At 51.5% G+C, this 15,617-nt stretch carries 14 protein-coding genes; 1 reads left to right on the top strand and 13 read right to left on the bottom strand.

The window, feature by feature from the left end:
- The first annotated feature begins 512 nt into the window (after positions 1–512).
- Positions 513–1,007: a GNAT family N-acetyltransferase gene (locus DS743_RS00450; RefSeq protein ID WP_003611154.1), complete on the top strand. Its 495-nt coding sequence runs from the start codon at positions 513–515 to the stop codon at positions 1,005–1,007.
- A 160-nt stretch (positions 1,008–1,167) separates the two neighbouring features.
- Here the strand turns inward: DS743_RS00450 and DS743_RS00445 are convergent, their stop codons facing one another.
- From DS743_RS00445 to DS743_RS00385, 13 genes are all read right to left on the bottom strand, one after another.
- The gene (locus DS743_RS00445) at positions 1,168–1,656 is read right to left on the bottom strand and encodes a PTS sugar transporter subunit IIA (protein ID WP_003611143.1); all 489 of its coding nucleotides are present in this window, start codon (positions 1,654–1,656) and stop codon (positions 1,168–1,170) included.
- 5 nt (positions 1,657–1,661) lie between these two features.
- The gene (locus DS743_RS00440) at positions 1,662–2,162 is read right to left on the bottom strand and encodes a hypothetical protein (RefSeq protein ID WP_003611146.1); all 501 of its coding nucleotides are present in this window, start codon (positions 2,160–2,162) and stop codon (positions 1,662–1,664) included.
- Positions 2,162–2,944, bottom strand: a complete 783-nt coding sequence (locus DS743_RS00435; RefSeq protein ID WP_035185720.1) for a MurR/RpiR family transcriptional regulator — start codon at positions 2,942–2,944, stop codon at positions 2,162–2,164. Before DS743_RS00435 ends, DS743_RS00440 begins: the two co-directional genes overlap by 1 nt.
- Positions 2,945–3,027: 83 nt before the next feature.
- Positions 3,028–4,911: a PTS sugar transporter subunit IIBC gene (locus tag DS743_RS00430; RefSeq protein ID WP_035185718.1), complete on the bottom strand. Its 1,884-nt coding sequence runs from the start codon at positions 4,909–4,911 to the stop codon at positions 3,028–3,030.
- Between the two features lie 44 nt (positions 4,912–4,955).
- Positions 4,956–6,290 carry a family 4 glycosyl hydrolase gene (locus DS743_RS00425; RefSeq protein ID WP_035185717.1) on the bottom strand — a complete coding sequence of 445 codons (1,335 nt, stop codon included), beginning with the start codon at positions 6,288–6,290 and terminating at the stop codon, positions 4,956–4,958.
- A gap of 264 nt (positions 6,291–6,554) precedes the next feature.
- Positions 6,555–6,722, bottom strand: a complete 168-nt coding sequence (locus DS743_RS00420) for a hypothetical protein (protein WP_013440103.1) — start codon at positions 6,720–6,722, stop codon at positions 6,555–6,557.
- A gap of 147 nt (positions 6,723–6,869) precedes the next feature.
- Positions 6,870–7,331 carry an SsrA-binding protein SmpB gene (gene smpB, locus DS743_RS00415; RefSeq protein WP_002876917.1) on the bottom strand — a complete coding sequence of 154 codons (462 nt, stop codon included), beginning with the start codon at positions 7,329–7,331 and terminating at the stop codon, positions 6,870–6,872.
- A 22-nt stretch (positions 7,332–7,353) separates the two neighbouring features.
- Positions 7,354–9,723 (bottom strand): ribonuclease R, encoded by a 2,370-nt coding sequence (gene rnr / locus DS743_RS00410; protein WP_035185714.1) that lies wholly within the window; start codon positions 9,721–9,723, stop codon positions 7,354–7,356.
- A 66-nt stretch (positions 9,724–9,789) separates the two neighbouring features.
- Positions 9,790–10,023 (bottom strand): preprotein translocase subunit SecG, encoded by a 234-nt coding sequence (gene secG, locus DS743_RS00405; protein ID WP_002876914.1) that lies wholly within the window; start codon positions 10,021–10,023, stop codon positions 9,790–9,792.
- A gap of 54 nt (positions 10,024–10,077) precedes the next feature.
- Positions 10,078–12,150 carry an LTA synthase family protein gene (locus tag DS743_RS00400; RefSeq protein ID WP_141372536.1) on the bottom strand — a complete coding sequence of 691 codons (2,073 nt, stop codon included), beginning with the start codon at positions 12,148–12,150 and terminating at the stop codon, positions 10,078–10,080.
- 18 nt (positions 12,151–12,168) lie between these two features.
- Positions 12,169–13,182 carry a lysylphosphatidylglycerol synthase transmembrane domain-containing protein gene (locus tag DS743_RS00395; protein ID WP_035185713.1) on the bottom strand — a complete coding sequence of 338 codons (1,014 nt, stop codon included), beginning with the start codon at positions 13,180–13,182 and terminating at the stop codon, positions 12,169–12,171.
- Positions 13,175–14,224 (bottom strand): glycosyltransferase family 4 protein, encoded by a 1,050-nt coding sequence (locus tag DS743_RS00390; RefSeq protein ID WP_003611152.1) that lies wholly within the window; start codon positions 14,222–14,224, stop codon positions 13,175–13,177. Before DS743_RS00390 ends, DS743_RS00395 begins: the two co-directional genes overlap by 8 nt.
- Complete coding sequence (locus tag DS743_RS00385; RefSeq protein WP_035185711.1) at positions 14,217–15,386, bottom strand: glycosyltransferase family 4 protein; 1,170 nt, start codon at positions 15,384–15,386, stop codon at positions 14,217–14,219. Before DS743_RS00385 ends, DS743_RS00390 begins: the two co-directional genes overlap by 8 nt.
- Positions 15,387–15,617 lie beyond the last annotated feature (231 nt).

Genomic DNA, 15,617 nt, shown 5'->3' with positions numbered 1-15,617 from the left:
TTTGGATCAAACAATGTTTGACCCGCACACTGCGAAACTTTGTTCAGTTTTCAAAGTACCAACTTGCGTCTTAGTAACGCAACGTTTTATATCTTACTCGCTTGTTTGATTCTTGTCAACAAGTTTTTTGATATTTTCTTTTTTCGTGTCTCCGGCGAATTCCTTCTTCGCCGCGACAACAAATATTAGTATACTCGTTATTTTCGAAAGGTCAAATTAGCCTTTTCATTCGCTTTATCATGGGTACAGCAGGCAGAGTTGTAATATTTTGCCTTGCCGCTTCTGCTTCTTTTGTTCTGCTTTATCGTTCTTTTTAATTCTTTAATGAATTCTTTGTTCGCTTTTTACCCTTTTTACCGGGAAAAATATTTTTGCTTTTTCTGTTTTATCTGCTCTTTATCATCCCCTCTTTTTAAATTGTCACTTTGCCAAGCCGCGAATAAGCTAAAAACGCCTGGTAATTTGACAAATCTTTCCAGCCTGCTACAATGGCTAAACATAATCAACTAGTTATGGAAAGGATCCTGTCAACCGTGAAAAAACGTCAGAAAAACGACTTCAGCAAAGAAATTCAAGTCAAACATTTTAACGAGCTCTCTGCCCGGGAGGTCTTCTGCCTGTCCAGAATCCGCGATGACGTTTTCGTTGCCGAGCAGGAAATCACGGTTCCTGAACTGGACGACCAGGACCTTTCCGCCTACCATGTCTTTCTTTTAAATGAAGACCAAAGCAATGCCCTGGCGGCCGCCCGCTTCTTCAGCGAAGAAGGCCGTTTCTACATCGGCCGGGTCGCCGTGCAAAAGACTGCCCGCCACCGCGGGATTGCCAGCCAGCTGTTAGGCGCCATTGAAAACTACGTTTTGGCAAATAACTTAACCAAAGAACTTTATCTGCACGCCCAAGCCAGTGCCCGGGACTTCTACCTGGCCAATGGCTACCACGATGTCGGCCCCGTCTTCATGGAAGCCGGCATCCCCCACCAAATGATGGCTAAAAGCCTCGCCTAAGCAGCCGCAAGGCTGCTTTTTTCATGCAAAAAACTGCCCCGGGAGAGGTCCCGGAGCAGTCTGGCGATTTGTGAGTTAGTAAAGAAAGTTTTTTAAAATAGAGGAGTAAAAGTTTTGGATTAAAGAGTAATGTTAAAAATGGTAAAAATCATCACGCGCTTTAGTTAAAGGCAATTTCCTGCGCGTCGTCGCCCGCCTCTACAGGGCGCGGGTCGACATCCTTGACTTCTTTAAGTAGGTCCATGTTGGTGTAAACCACCATGACCGTGTTGTCCAGGCCGTGGTCAGCCACGTCGGCGATGTCCATTTCCGCCAGCTTGTCGCCAGCCTTGACTGAATCGCCTTGCTCAACGAAGAGATTGAAGGGTTCCCCCTTCAGTTCCACCGTGTCGATCCCCAAGTGGATCAAGACTTCCAGCCCTTCGGCCGTCTTGATGCCGATAGCGTGCTTGGTCGGGAACAGGGTGGTAATGGTCCCGGAAACCGGGGCAACTACTTCCTGGCCGGTCGGCTTAACGGCAAAACCGTCGCCCAGCATCTTTTGGGAGAAGACGTCATCGCTGACTTCGGACAGGGGAATCAGATTGCCCTTGATGGGCGCCTTGACTTCATTGCCTTTTGACTTGGACTTTTTAAAGAAATTAAACATGAATATCAACCTTTCACCGCTCTAAAGGCGAGAACTACATAGAACACAAAACAAATTACGAATAAAGAAGCAATCAAGTAGGTCAAGGACAGCAGCTGGCTCGGCTTTACCTTGCTCTCTTCAGGTAAATCCTCTCCCCGCCGCAGGGCAAAAATAGCGAAGAGGAGACAGAACCAGTTGCCAACGATCAGCTGGGTCCACAGCTGCAGCTTCATAAACTTCATGTACTGGCGCCGGTCGGCCAAGAGGGCCCCGCCGTCGATCCAGCAGAGGTAACCCAAGAGAAAGTCACCGGCTGCCACGATGATTGACACCGTGGTCGCGGGACTGGCCGCGATGGAGTCAGTGATCGTCTGCTTGGCCGCCCCGGCCCGCAGCTGCAAGAGCAGCAGGTAGGCCAGCGGGGCAAAAAAGAGGACGAAGGTGTAGATCTTTAATATTCTTTTCGGCGTCAGACGGGCAGACTTAGTCAACCTGTCTAGCCAATTCAAAGCTTTCTCCTGCATTATTCATCCTCTTTTCTCAGCCACTCGCAGTAGCCGTTAATCAATAAATCAATCATTGTGTAAGCCGGACTAAAAGCCCAGTTCTTGGTGCTGATGCTCTCATGGAAGAGACTTGGCTGGAAAAAGAGACTGTAGTCAGACAGACTGGCCAGCCGGCTCTCCTTGATGGTCGTCAGCGAAGTAATCGTCAAATGCTCATTGAGCAAGTGCAGCTCATCCAGGAGCTGGCACAAGTCAGGATCTTCCCCGGAAAATGAAATCACAATCAATTGGTCATGGTCTTGCAGCCAATTCTTCGACATCTTCAATTCACTAATCGCTGATGGCATGACAACCGTCGGCTTGCCCACATTCACCAGGAGCTGGTTGGAGAGATAGCTGGCGATAGACGCCTGCTGCCAGCCGGTGGTGTAAATGTAGATATTTTTTGTCTGGTTTAAGGTCGAATAAAAGCTTTCAAAATCCAGTGTCCTGAAATAGCTGAGCTCTAAGCGCAGATTCTTGACCAGGCGCTCGGCGAAGGTATCTTGCTGCTTAACCATCCGCTTCTCCCCCTTGGAAAAATCTGCCAGCTCGTATTTCAATTCGCTGTAGCCACTTAGACCGATCTTTTTGCATAAGCGAAAAATGGCCGATTCTGAAACATAAAGCTTCTTGGCCAATTTCGCCAGACTGAGTTCGCTGCATTCAGCAGCATTGTTCAGCAAGTAATTCAAGATCTTCTTATCCGATGGATTCAGATAACTTGATTTTTCCACGATTCGTGCTTTTAGTCCTGCCATAAAAGTCTCCTCTTGCTAACTTGTTGACGTTCTCACCTAGTTAACAGAATAGCACTTTTATGGGCTTAGACCAATTTAAAAACTTACATAATTTCCTTCATCTTGCCGACAACCCGTTCAGCTTCCAGGCCGACCACGATGTCGATTTCCTGGTCATCCCGTCTTTCAACGGCGCTGGCCCCGAACTTCTTGAAGTCGTCGTCGCCGGCAACCTTCTTAGTGTCAAAGACGTGGACTCTTACTCTGGTTGAGCAGGAAGTCAGTTCTTTAATATTGCTTCTGCCGCCCAGCAGGTCCAGGTAGCCGGTGGCCTTTTCTTCATCAGGGTCGGCTTCGGTCTTGGCAACGGTGTTGCCGCTGTCGGCAATAATATCTTCAATTCTTTCCAGAACTTGGGCAACGTCCAGACCAACGATAATCTGGATGGCTGAACCGTGACGGACAACCCCGACTGCCTGGTTCTTTCTGAAGGCAGCGTCGGCGCCGACCTTGTCAGGATCCTTGACAGTTACCCGCAAACGGGTTGCGCAGGAAGTAATTTCAGCAATGTTTTCCGGTCCGCCCAAGAGAGTCGTGTAAGCCGTAGCTCTCGCGATGTATGGGTCAGAGGAGTTTTGCCCGGCAGCTTCAGCAGCTTGTTCAGCAGCCTTGGCTTCCTTGTATTGCTTCTTGTTCATCAGCTTGACTTCCTGGTCGTCAGCTTCCCGGCCTGGAGTAGCGTAGTTGAACTTGACGATCATAAAGCGGAAGATGAAGTAGATGATCACGGCATAGATCAGACCAATGATGAATTGGGCCATGTAGGTGTGCCAGTGGTTAGCCCACAGCGGCAGCCAGTTCATGGAAGCAATCCCGATGGCCCCGTCAGTCATTTGGCCGACAACGCCGAAGATGTACATGGTGGTGTTCATGGTTGCGGCCAGAACTGAGTAGACAACCCAGAGGATTGGAGCCGCGAAGAGGTAGGTAAAGTCAACAGGTTCAGTAATCCCGGCCAGGAATGAAGTCAAAGCAGCTGGCAAAAGCAAGGCTGAAGTCTGCTTCTTCTTGCCCTTCTTGGCAGTGTGGTAGAAGGCCAGGCAGATGGCTGGCACAAGGAAGACTTTTTCATTCCCGTAAAGCATGAAGCCCATGTTTGGAGCCAGGCTCTTCAGGCTCTTAGTGCTTTCGGCAAATTCAGTCAAGTGCTTGAGCCACCATGGTTGCAAGCCCCCAGCAACGACGGCCGGGCCGTATTGGAACGGAATGTAAACCAAGTGGTGCAGGCCAGTTGGAATCAGGACCCGGTTCAGGAAGTTGAAGATCCAAACCCCGATCAAGCCGCTGGATGCCATGAATTCCTGCAAACCAATGATGCCCATTTGTACCCTTGGCCAGATAAGGCAGGTCAGGAAGGCAACTGGGAACATGGCCACGAAGCCTAAGATGACAACGAAGGCTGAACCCTGGAAGGTACCCAGGAAGTCCGGCAATTTCTTGTCAAAGTAGCGGTTGTGCAGCCAAACCACGATACCGGCGATGACCAGGGAACCAACGATACTGGTGTCCAGGGTCTTGATCCCGGCAATCATGGTCAAACCATTGTTGGCTGAGTTGGCCACGATCTGGGTATTAACGTAGTCCTTAAGGCCGAAGAAGGCACCCCAGTGGGTCAGGAAACCAGCGATAAAGTAGTTGAAAGTCCAGTAGGTAACGATGGCTTCCATGGCTGCCCGCCCGTGGGCCTTCTTAGCCAGCCCGATTGGCAGGCCGACCACGAAGAGCATGTCAACTTGGTTAAAGACGGTCCAGCCACCTTGTTGAACGGTGTCCCACAGACCGTACCAGAAGGTATTGGTGTTTGCCAGTGAGCCAAAAATCAACGGGTTGTTGAACAGGCTGGTTAAGGCAACCACGATACCGGCGAAAGAGAAAAGCAGGACAGGCACGAACATCGCCGCCCCGAATTTCTGTAGTTTCTGCATCATAAGCAATCTTCCTCCTTGCTTCTTTTTATTTCAATTCATTCTGACTACTTCAAATCCGGCCAGTAAGGCTTGTTGACGACCATCATGTCGTCCAGGATCTTCTTGGCCACGCTAGCGTCTGGAACAGTCTTGTTCAAGGCAAAGGCCTGCAGCATCTTGATGTAGGACTTTTGCTCATAAGCATCGACAACCAGCTTTTCGCAGGTTACTTGTTCCATCATCAGACCCAGTTGGAAGCGGCCGGCTTCACCGACTACCAGCGGCTGCACGCCGTTTGAGCCAAAGAGGCAAGGCACTTCAACGATAGCATCGTCTGGGAAGTTGCAGATGGCCCCGTTGTTCGGAATATTGGCCAGGTACTTCTCGTGGGTGTTGAAGGCGATCGCGTGGCAGATGTCAATGATGTAGTTGGAGTGCACTTCGCTTTCCCAAAGGTTGCCCTTGGCCGTGCCTTCCTTGACGATCCGGGCGCATTCACCAAAGACGATCTTTTGCCGGTATTCCAGGATTTCATCGGTTCTGGTGTAGTTCGGGTTGGCGTTTTCCACTTCGTATTGCGGGAAGTAGTAGTACTGCATGTAGTTGTTTGGCAGAGTCGTCGGGTCCAAAGCGTAGCAGTCAGCAACCTTCTTGAAAGTTGCGACCCAGCTGGCTTCGGTTTCCTTGTCGAAGTCTCCGCCCACGTAGTAGCCGTTCTTCTTGACATATTCTTTCAAAAGCGGCATTAGGTCTTCCCCGGTCTTCTTGTTGGTAACGCTCTTCCACCAGCCAAAGTGGTTCAGACCGTAGTAGGTAAAGTCGAGGTCCTTGAAGCTCTTGAGCCCGGCAATGGCCGCCATTCTGCCCATGTCATCGATTGGCATGTCGCAGATGTTGACAACCTTGGCATTCGGGCGGAAGCGCCGGCAGGCTTCAGAAACAATCGCGATCGTGTTGGAGTAGTTGACCATCCAAGCGTTTGGCGAGTACTTTTCCATGAAGTCGATGATTTCAATGATGGCCGGGATTGACCGCAAACCGTAGGCCATGCCTCCGGGGCCGGTAGTTTCCTGGCCGTTGACCCCGTACTTCAAAGGAATCTTTTCATCCTGGCTGCGCATTTCGTACTTGCCGACTCTGATTGAGCCCAAGACGAAGTCAACGTCAGTGAAGGCTTCTTCCGGGTCAGTCGTATATTCAAATTCGACTTGCGGTGCCTTTTCCTTGACGATGATGGCGCAGGCGTCACCGATCTTCTTTTGCCGGTCAGCATCAATGTCGTACAGTTTCAGTTTCCGCAGGGGAAGCTTATCTTGATTGGCACAGAGACTGATAACAAATCCAGGGGTGAAGGTGCTGCCACCGCCGGCAATAACTACTGAAAATTTCTTGTCTGACATAAATCAATTGCTCCTTACAAAAGACATTGTTTCATCACATGAGGCCTTTCAGGCGCCCCGACCTCCCGTAAGCTTGCTTACACTCTTATTATGGCACCGCTTCCAGATATGTAAAGAGTTTACAAAAACAAAGAATCATATTTCAGATTGTGAAAAGTATTTCGCAAGGGTGAAAAACATTTCGGAAAGCTGTCTAGACTAATTTTTACAAAGAAAAAAGGCACTGGTCTTGCCAGTACCTCGAGATTAACTTAATTTAATTAACTAAAGCTGCAGGCCATTTGGTAGAGCCAAGGCAACAGCGAAGACCAACAGAGCAGCGCCGATCAACCAAAAAGCAATTTTCTGCCCCTTTGGCAGCTCCTTTTCAACACCAAAAATTACCAAGCCCAGGCCGATCAGTCCGGACAAAAGCATGATCCAAAAACCCATTGTCTATCCTCTTTCTATTACTCTGAATGAATTTTTTGCTTACACTTATTCTACAACTAATGCCGGCCTTTGCAGGGGCTTTTTTGGAAAGCGTAATATGCAGATAAGTATACGCGAATACAAAAAATCCGCCTTCCGGCGGATTCCTTAAATTCTGTATTTTCTGCGCAGTTCCCGGTCCTGGTCGCGCTTCTTGATCGTTTCGCGCTTGTCGTATTCCTTCTTACCCTGCGCTACGCCAATCAAAACCTTGGCAAAGCCGTGCTTCAAGTAGACCTTGAGCGGCACGATGGTCATCCCCTTTTGGGCCTTCACCTCGGCCAGTTTGGCGATTTCCTTCTTGTGCAAAAGCAGTCTGCGGCTTCTCAGCGGGTCATGGTTGTAGCGGTTGCCTTCCTTATATTCATCGATATGAACATTTTCCAGGAAGGCCGACCCGTTGATGATCTGCACGTAGCCGTCACGCAAGGTCACGTGCCGGGCTCTGACTGACTTGATCTCCGTCCCCGTCAAAGCAATCCCGGCTTCATAAGTATCCTTGATGAAATAATCATGCCGGGCTTGCCGATTCTGCGCGAGGACATTTTCATCCTTGGCTTTTTGTTTCATAAAAAATCCTCCCGCTTACATATTAACGGTTTGGCCGCCGGCGGTTGCCTCTTTCACTTTGCCCCAGCCGCTGGCCGCGGTTGTTGCGGCTTGGCTTGTGGCGCCGGTCACCGCTCTTGTCGCGGCCGCCGTAATTGCTCCGGCCCTTGAAGTTCCGGTCCCCGCTTCTTCTGCCCATCCCGCGGTCATTGTGGGGCCGCTTTTTGGCATCTGGATCGTAAACTTCAAAGTCCAGCTGGTGCTGCTCAACATTCGCATTGGTCAAGACAACCTTGATCGGCATCCCAACCTTATACTTCTTGTGGGTTGCCCGGCCGGTCAATGTCATGGTCTTTTCATCGTATGAGTAGTAGTCGTCCTTCAAGTTGGAGATGTGGATCAAACCTTCCACCGTGTTCTCCAACTGCACGAACATCCCAAAGCTGGTTACTGATGAAATAACCGCTTCAAACTTGTTGCCGACCTGGTCAGCCATGTATTCGGTCATCTTCAAGTCGTTGGTTGCCCGTTCCGTATCGATTGACCGCCGCTCTTGCATTGAAGTCTGATCAGCTACTTCCGGCAGTTCTTCCTTAAAGTGCTCCTTGACCTCATCCCCCATTCCTTCTTCCAGGTAGGCGTGGATCATCCGGTGGGCCATGGTGTCTGAATACCGGCGGATTGGGGAAGTAAAGTGGGTGTAGTACTTGGCCGCGATCCCGAAGTGGCCCAGCGGATCTTCTGAGTAGTGGGCCTGCTTCAAGCTCCGCAGCAGCATCATCTGGAGAACCGCTTCTTCCGGCGTGCCCAAAGTCTTGGTAACCACCTTCTGCAAGTCCAGCGGCTCGATGTCGTTTGGATCTGCCTTGACGTTCAAGCCGAAGGCACTGCAGAATTCAAAAAATCTGGTGATCCGGTCAGCTTCTGGCGTTTCGTGCACCCGGTAAAGGAAAGGCACCTTTTTTCTGTAGTAGGCTTCTGCCACAGTTTCATTGGCCAAAAGCATGAAGGATTCGATCATCTTTTCGGCTGTCCCACGGCTGTGCAGGACGATGTCCACCGGCTTGCCCTTCTCATCCACGATGATCTTGGCTTCCGGTTCTTCAAAGTCGATGGCCCCCCGGGCGTGGCGCTTGTTGTACAGGGCTTCATGCAGAGCTGCCATGTCCTTGAGCATTGGCCGCACCTTAACATACTTGTCTTCCAAGTCGCTGTCCGGCACGTCAGCGCGCAAGGCCTGGTTGACCTTGTTGTAGGTCAAACGGCCGTGGGACCGCATCAAGGCCGGGTAGATGTCGTAAGATACCCGCTCACCTTCCGGGGTGATTTCCATGTCACAGGACAGAACCAAACGGTCAACGCCTTCGTTCAAGGAACAGATCCCGTTGGACAGTCTGAACGGCAGCATTGGAATAACCCGGTCGACCAAGTAGGTACTGTTGCCCCGGGCAAAAGCTTCCCGGTCCAAAGGCGTTCCTTCTTTAACATAGTGGGCCACGTCAGCTATGTGGACGCCCAGGTGGTAGTTGCCGTTGTCCAGCTTCCACAAAACGACCGCGTCGTCAAAGTCCTTGGAGTCATCCCCGTCGATCGTGACGGCTGGCTGGTCGGTGATGTCCCGCCGGCCTGCTTCATGCCTCTCTTCTTCAGTTACGTGGTCTGGGATGGCATTGGCCTGCTCTAAGGCGTCTTCTGGCCATTCAGTCCGGATGTCGTGTTCCGCTACGATGGACATGATGTCCACGCCCGGGTCGTTCTTGTTACCGATAATTTCGACAACTGCCCCGGTCATCTGGTCTGGCAAGTCTTCGGTCGGATAGGTCTTCAGAGATACCTTGACCATGTCCCCCATTTGTGGGATCAAGCCGTTTTCAGATACATAGACCCGGTACTTCTTGAACTTCTTGTTGGTCGAAATCACGTAGCCGGCAAAGTGGCTGATCTTGGCCTGCAGGTCTTCCAAAGGGGTGTATTCGCCGACAATGCTGCTGGCCCCGCGCTCCAGTATTTCTTCAACCTGCCCTTCCGGCCCCTTCCCGTTCCAAGGGTTGCCGCCGGCCGTGATCTTGACCTTGACCCGGTCCCCGTCCAAAGCCAGCTTGGTAGCGTCAGAGTTGATGAACACGTCATCGGCTTCTTCATCATCTAAGCGGACAAAGCCAAAGCCCTTGTCGTTGGCCCGGAAGACCCCTTCGACTTCAGTATTTTCCTGGGCCAGCTGGTAGCGGCCGTTGCCGTCAGTGATGATCTGCTTTTTCTGCTCCAGGTAGGCCAGGGCCTTGACCAGGTCGGTAAAGTTGCCCAAACGGTCCCGGCGGGCCTGCCGCTCGATCTGGTCAACGCTGAATTGCTTTTGCGGGTTGTGCCGGAAGATCTCCAACACGCCCGCCAATACAGTCTCGTTTTGCGCCATTATTTTCTCCATCTGTATTTTCGTTAAAAAAACCTCCCATCAAGCAAGTGATCGGGAGGTTAATGATTATTTAGAAGACAGGATTGCCAAAATAATCGAAAAAGCAAAGAACAATACCAGTAGAACTGACGTCACTTTTTCCATAAAGGCTTCAAAGCCCCGCTTCTTGGTCTGGCCGCTAAAGACGGCGCCGCCTGACAAAGCGTTCAAGGCATCTTGCTGCTTCTGTGGTTGCATCATTGTCGCAATAATGATCAGCACTGAAACAATGATCAACAGCGTCATAATAAAGTTGTACAATGCACTGCCTCCAATTTATTCTACAATTACCTTACTATTATATCATAGATAGACTTACTTTGTCTTAGTTTTTTTCAGTTCGGGCGCGTCAGTTTTATAAAGACTGCTTACGTCCTTCTTGCCCAGCTGGCTCTTTAAGCTGGTCTTGCTCTTACCGGCTTCTGCCAGCTTCTTTAAAGAGTCAGTCTTATTGTAGTCATAGTCACTGGTCTTGACCGGAGTAAACCAGGAGGGGTGGTAGAAGCGGAGCAGGTTCCCGATCACGACCCGGTCAGACAGGGTCAGCTGGGTCAAAACCTGGTTGGCGATCAAGCGGCAGGCCTTCTTTTCCTTGGCGCCGGTGACCTTCTTGCCCGTCTTGGTGTAATAGTAGCTGCTCCCCACCTTGGTGTAGGTCGGGGTAATAAAGTTCCCATTCCGCTGGGCCACCACTTGCGGGTTCTTTTTACTTAACAGGTCATGGCCAAACAAAATCAAGTCCTTGCTCTTGATCCCCAGCAGGTTCAACAGGGTCGGCATCACGTCGATTTCCCCGCCGTAGGTATGCTTAATGCCGCCTTTTAAGTTGCTTGAATAAAACATGAGCGGCACTCTTTGCTGCTGCTGGTCGTCAAACTCCCCGTAATTTTTCTTCCCGGTCAGCTGGGCCATGGCCTCGTTGTGGTTGTTGGAAATCCCGTAGTGGTCCCCGTAGAAGACCAGGAGGGTCTTTTTGTCCAGACCAGTCTTCTTCAGCCATGTCATGAATTCGCCGATCGCCTGGTCCAGGTAGTGGGCCGTCTGCACGTAGCCGTCAACCGTGTTGTCCCCGGTCGTGGTCTTCTTGATCGACTGGTTCTGCTTGTCCAAGGTATATGGATAGTGGTTGGTGACCGTGATCATCTTCAAGTAAAAAGGCTGGGGCAGTTCAGAGATGTACTTGGCCGACTGCTGGAAAAAGATCTTGTCCTTTAAACCGTAGCCCAGGTACCAGCTGTTTTGGTACTGGTAGTAGTTCAAAGAAGCGAAATAATCATAGCCAAAAGACTTGTAGGCATTGTTCCGGTTCCAGAAGGACCCCGTCCCCCCGTGCATAACGGCGGAAGTATAGCCGCCTTTTTGCTTCAAAATAGCCGGCATGGATTCAAAAGTATTGCTGGTCCCGTAAGTCGACATGGCTGACCCCGACTGGACCCCGAAGAGGGAGTTTTCCAGCATCAGTTCCGCGTCAGAGGTCTTCCCCTGCCCCACCTGGTTGAAGAAGTTGTCAAAAGCCAGAGTGTGCTTGGAATGGTAGATCTTGTTCAAGTTAGGCGTGACTTCCTTGCCCTTCCACTTGTAGCCGATCAAAAACTGCTGGAAGCTTTCCAGGTGGATAACGATGACGTTTTTCCCCTTGGCTACACCCGTATAAGCTGAATTTGGCTGGACGTAGTTTGCCTTGAGGTACTTTTTAACAGAACTCAAATCCGACACCTTGGCATTAGCCATCTGGGCGTTGGTCTGAGCCGTCTTGATCCCGTCATAAAGGGCATATTCGTTGATCCCTAAATACTTGACGATGTAGTTGTTGTCAAAAGTCCGCGTGAGCAGGCCTGACCGGTCCTTTTGGGACAAGAGGAGGTTGCCCCCCATCAAGAGCAGGGCCGTCAGTTCAATGGCGACCTTCCTTTTCCAGGACTGGGCGTAGAGGTCCATTTTGAAAAACTTCCCCAGCAAAAGCCCCAGCAGGATCAAGGGGTCAGCAAAGGCTAAAAAGTCGCTGCCCTTGAGGATGCCGGCAATGCTTTTGCCCAAATTCTCCGAAGCGCTGCCCGAATTCTGCAGCAGGGAAAAAGAGAGGAAGTTGGAGAATTCCCGGTAGTAAAGGATGTTGGCGAAAAGCCAGGTAGCCAGGAGGAAGTCCAGGACAAGCATGGTCCAGTAGGACTTGCGCCCCTTCATCAGCATCCCCAGACCCAGGATCAGCATCCCCGACGGAATAGGGTTGATGAGCAAGAGGAAGCCCTGCAACGGGCCCGTCGCCCCCAGGGTAAACTTGGTCAGATATATTAGGTAACACTTGAGCCAGTAGCCGAAGACCGCCAGAGTAAAGAATCCGTTCTTCGACGTCCGCAGCCAGGTCCCAAAGGCCTTGATTTTCTGCATTTCTTTCACCTCAAAAAATCAGTCCCGCAACTTAGCCGGCTTGAAGGACCAGCCAAAGATGCCGAGAATCATGCCGAAGAAGTAGGTCGCGAACCGCCACAAGAACATGGCCAAAACGACTACCCCCGGCCGGCTGATGAAGCTGGCAAAGAGGGTCTGGAAGCTGAATTCCGCCCCGCCACTGGCCCCAGGCAAAGGAATCACGGCCATGAACATGATGATCAAGATCGTCATCAAGGTCACTTGACCATAGTAAACTGGTTGACCCAAGGCCCGCAAGGTCAGGTAAGGAGCCGAGTAGTAGCACAGGAGCTGTCCGACCGTCAAGAGAACCACGCCCCAGAGCTTTTTCTTCTCAGCCTTAAGGGCCTGGCTTTCCTTGTAGAAGCTTTCCACTTGCTCCAGGGTCGACTTCTCCCAAGCTTGGGCCCTTTCCTGGCCAAAAATCCGCCCCAACAGCTTCATGACCTTTTTAACAGCCTTAACCGTCCAGTTATGGGCAAACATGGCTAACAGGAGCAGGATGATGGAGAAGACGTGGAGGGCAAAGCCCAGGAAAATAAAGATGGCTAAAGCCGAGAACTTGCCGGCCACAAAGTGAAAGCCAAAGATAAAGGCCGTCAAATAGGCAAATAAAACAACCAGCTGGTAGCAGATGAACTTCATCATCAAAATCGAAGTTGCCCGGCCGCCGGCCATGCCCATTTCCACCATGGCCGCCAATTGCGACGGCTGCCCGCCGGTGGCCATCGGGGTGATCCCATTGAAAAGGGCCTGGATGAGCGGAATCCGCAGATAAGACCAGAAGCTCCGCTTGGCTGTCCCCGGCCTTTTGGCCAAAAGATGGAGGATCAAGGCCTCACAGACATAGGACAAGGCCATGGCCAAAAAGACCAGGACCAGGCGCCAGGGAATAATCTGCCCGGCTGCCGCCTTTAAAGTCGCCATTGGCGTGGCCCGGAGGTCAAAGTACAAAACAAGGGAGCTGATCAATAAGACGATCAGGACTCCCCACAGATTTTTCTTATTCATAGCTGATCTGCCCCAATTCCCGGCCCAGCTGGTACTGCTCCTGGTAGAAGTCCCGCCAGATTTCAGCCAGGTGGTCTTCAGAATACTGCTGGCTGGCCTTGCGGGAAAGCTCCTGCTGGCGGGCCAGGACTTCCGGATGGGTAGCCGCGAAGCGGAGCTGTTCGTTCATTTCAGCAGAGTCCTTGCCGGCCAGGTAGTAACCGTCAATGATCGCCCGGTAGAGGTCCAGGTCTCTGAGCAAGACCGGGGTCCCGCAGCTGAAGGCTTCCAGAACTGACATCGGGAAGAGTTCGTCAAAGGACGGCAAGAGGAAGAGGTCGGCCATGTTCAAGTAGTCAACCAGCTTTTCCCGGTCGATGATGCCGGTAAAGGTCAGGTTCTTGGGCGGGTTCTCCACCAGCTGCTTGAAGTGGTCATAGCCGTCCGTGATCTTGCCGAAAGAAAAGCCGCCTGCCCAGATAAACTGGTAGTCGGGGTTGGCTTCCGCCAACTTGGCGAAGTCGTCGACCCCTTTTCTGGCCTGGACCTGCCCGTCGCCAAAGACAACGAACTTGTCCTGCGGGATGCCTAATTCCTGCCGGGTGGCGTTCTTTTTGGCCTGAGTCTGTTCATAGAACTCACTCTTGGCCACGAAGTTCGGAATGTAGCGGATCTTGTTTCTGTCCAGGCCGTATTCAGTCAGCTTGTCGATGAAGATCGGGTTGACGACCACGATCTGGTCCATCCGCTTGTAAAAGTCGATCACGTACTGGTAGAAGACCTTTTTAGCCACCCCTGGCAATTTGATTGACCCTTCCAGGGTATCTGGCAAAAAGTGGACATAGCCGATCTTGCGGCCTCTGGCTGGTGAAAAGCTGTTGGCGAAGTAGGTCGGGTTGATGGTGTGGTAGTGGGTCAAGTCGCTTCTGCCGTACTTGTTGATGGTCACGTAGAAATCATCGACCAGGTGGGTCCTGAGAAGCCGAATCAGTTCCAGGTAGGCTGCCCCGACCCCTTGGCCGGCAACTGAGTCCGCCTGGGAAAACATGTTGATTCTAATCATTGCTGTCCTCTTTTTTCACTTGATAGTTGTCAATCGCGTACTGGTAAAACTTGCAGACCTCGCTGGCAAAGTGGCTGGCGGAAATTTCTTCCAGCTTTTTTGCCAAGAGCTGGGGCGGAATCTCCTGCCGGCCCTGCCGCAAGTAAGCCGCGATTTCTTCCTTCATCTGCCGCAGGCTTTCAAAAGTCAAGCCGTAAGCCGGGTCATTGAAGACCTGGTCGGTGTAGTCGGTCTTGTAAACCACGCACTTGCGTCCGCTGCCTAGGGCTTCGATATAAGTCAGCCCCTGGGTTTCCGTGTCGCTGGCTGAGACGAAGAAGTCGGCCATCTTATAGTAGCTGGCGACCTGGTCATGGGGAATATTGCCGGCAAAAATCACATGGTCTTCCAAAGTCAGGCGCTCAACCTGCTCTTTTAAGACATCCGCGTCCGGGCCGTCGCCGGCGATAACAAAGACCAGCTTAGGGAATTCGGTCAACAGGTCTGGCATGACCCGGAGGATGCGGTCAATCTTCTTTTCCGCGGCTACCCGGCCCAGGGTGATGATCACCTGGGCATCCGGGGCAATCCCCAGTTTTTCCCGCAGATTCGCCTTTTCCGGGCCACTGATGGCGTCCAGGTCAACCCCGGTAGGAATCACCCGCATGGGGATCTCCACCCCGTAGCGGGCCAATAAAGCCGCTACCCGCTGGCTGGGCGCGATGACCCCGTCCATATTCTTCAAGTAGCTCTTGGTGAACTGCTGGACATGAACTGGCCGGAGCAAGTGGCCGTTTAAGACATAGTGCAGGTAGTCTTCGTACATGGTGTGGTAGGTGTGGATAGCCGGGATGCCCAATTGCCGGGCCACGTACTTGCCAATTAAGCCCATGGAAAATTCGGTCTGGGTGTGGACGATGTCCAGGTTGACCTCCTTGGCCACCTTGACCGCCTCAAACAGGCCCCGGAAAGCAATCCGCCGCTCAGAGAAGCCAATGAAGGGCACGGAGCTGAAGCGGAAGATGTTGGCTTCAACCGTGTCCTTGTCGACGTTAGGATCAGTTGTCGTGAAGATGAAGACATTGTGACCCTGGGCCTCCAAAGCTTCTTTAAGGGTTTTGATCGACGTCGCTACCCCGCTGTTTTGCGGGAAGTAGGTGTCTGTAAACAAACCGATATTCATGTGCTTTCATTACCTCCATACTAAAAGACATTATAGAGAATCGGCAAAAGAGGTGCAAATTTCTTTACCAAAATCCAAAGAATAAAAGATATTTGCTGCAGGGAAAAAGATAAAGATAAAAGAAAAACGACTCCCAAGAGGAAGTCGTCTCAAGCGATAGCGGTGATCGGGGTCGAACCGATACGTCCGTAATGGACACCAGATTTTGAGTCTGACGCGTCTGCCAATTCC

It is taken from the genome of Lactobacillus leichmannii, from assembly GCF_024701915.1.
Taxonomy (GTDB): Bacteria; Bacillota; Bacilli; order Lactobacillales; family Lactobacillaceae; genus Lactobacillus; species Lactobacillus delbrueckii.
The sequence above is the reverse complement of the archived record's forward strand: the minus strand, read 5'-3'. Positions and strand labels throughout refer to the sequence as shown.

Excerpts from the sequence above, each read along its gene's own strand:
- DS743_RS00420 (WP_013440103.1), bottom strand. The coding sequence starts at position 6,722 with ATGGGTTTTTGGATCATGCTTTTGTCCGGACTGATCGGCCTGGGCTTG.
- DS743_RS00430 (WP_035185718.1), bottom strand. The coding sequence starts at position 4,911 with ATGATGCAGAAACTACAGAAATTCGGGGCGGCGATGTTCGTGCCTGTC.
- DS743_RS00445 (WP_003611143.1), bottom strand. The coding sequence starts at position 1,656 with ATGTTTAATTTCTTTAAAAAGTCCAAGTCAAAAGGCAATGAAGTCAAG.
- smpB (WP_002876917.1), bottom strand. The coding sequence starts at position 7,331 with ATGAAACAAAAAGCCAAGGATGAAAATGTCCTCGCGCAGAATCGGCAA.
- DS743_RS00390 (WP_003611152.1), bottom strand. The coding sequence starts at position 14,224 with ATGATTAGAATCAACATGTTTTCCCAGGCGGACTCAGTTGCCGGCCAA.
- DS743_RS00425 (WP_035185717.1), bottom strand. The coding sequence starts at position 6,290 with ATGTCAGACAAGAAATTTTCAGTAGTTATTGCCGGCGGTGGCAGCACC.
- DS743_RS00400 (WP_141372536.1), bottom strand. The coding sequence starts at position 12,150 with ATGCAGAAAATCAAGGCCTTTGGGACCTGGCTGCGGACGTCGAAGAAC.
- DS743_RS00435 (WP_035185720.1), bottom strand. The coding sequence starts at position 2,944 with ATGGCAGGACTAAAAGCACGAATCGTGGAAAAATCAAGTTATCTGAAT.
- DS743_RS00450 (WP_003611154.1), top strand. The coding sequence starts at position 513 with ATGGAAAGGATCCTGTCAACCGTGAAAAAACGTCAGAAAAACGACTTC.
- DS743_RS00385 (WP_035185711.1), bottom strand. The coding sequence starts at position 15,386 with ATGAATATCGGTTTGTTTACAGACACCTACTTCCCGCAAAACAGCGGG.
- rnr (WP_035185714.1), bottom strand. The coding sequence starts at position 9,723 with ATGGCGCAAAACGAGACTGTATTGGCGGGCGTGTTGGAGATCTTCCGG.
- DS743_RS00395 (WP_035185713.1), bottom strand. The coding sequence starts at position 13,182 with ATGAATAAGAAAAATCTGTGGGGAGTCCTGATCGTCTTATTGATCAGC.
- DS743_RS00440 (WP_003611146.1), bottom strand. The coding sequence starts at position 2,162 with ATGCAGGAGAAAGCTTTGAATTGGCTAGACAGGTTGACTAAGTCTGCC.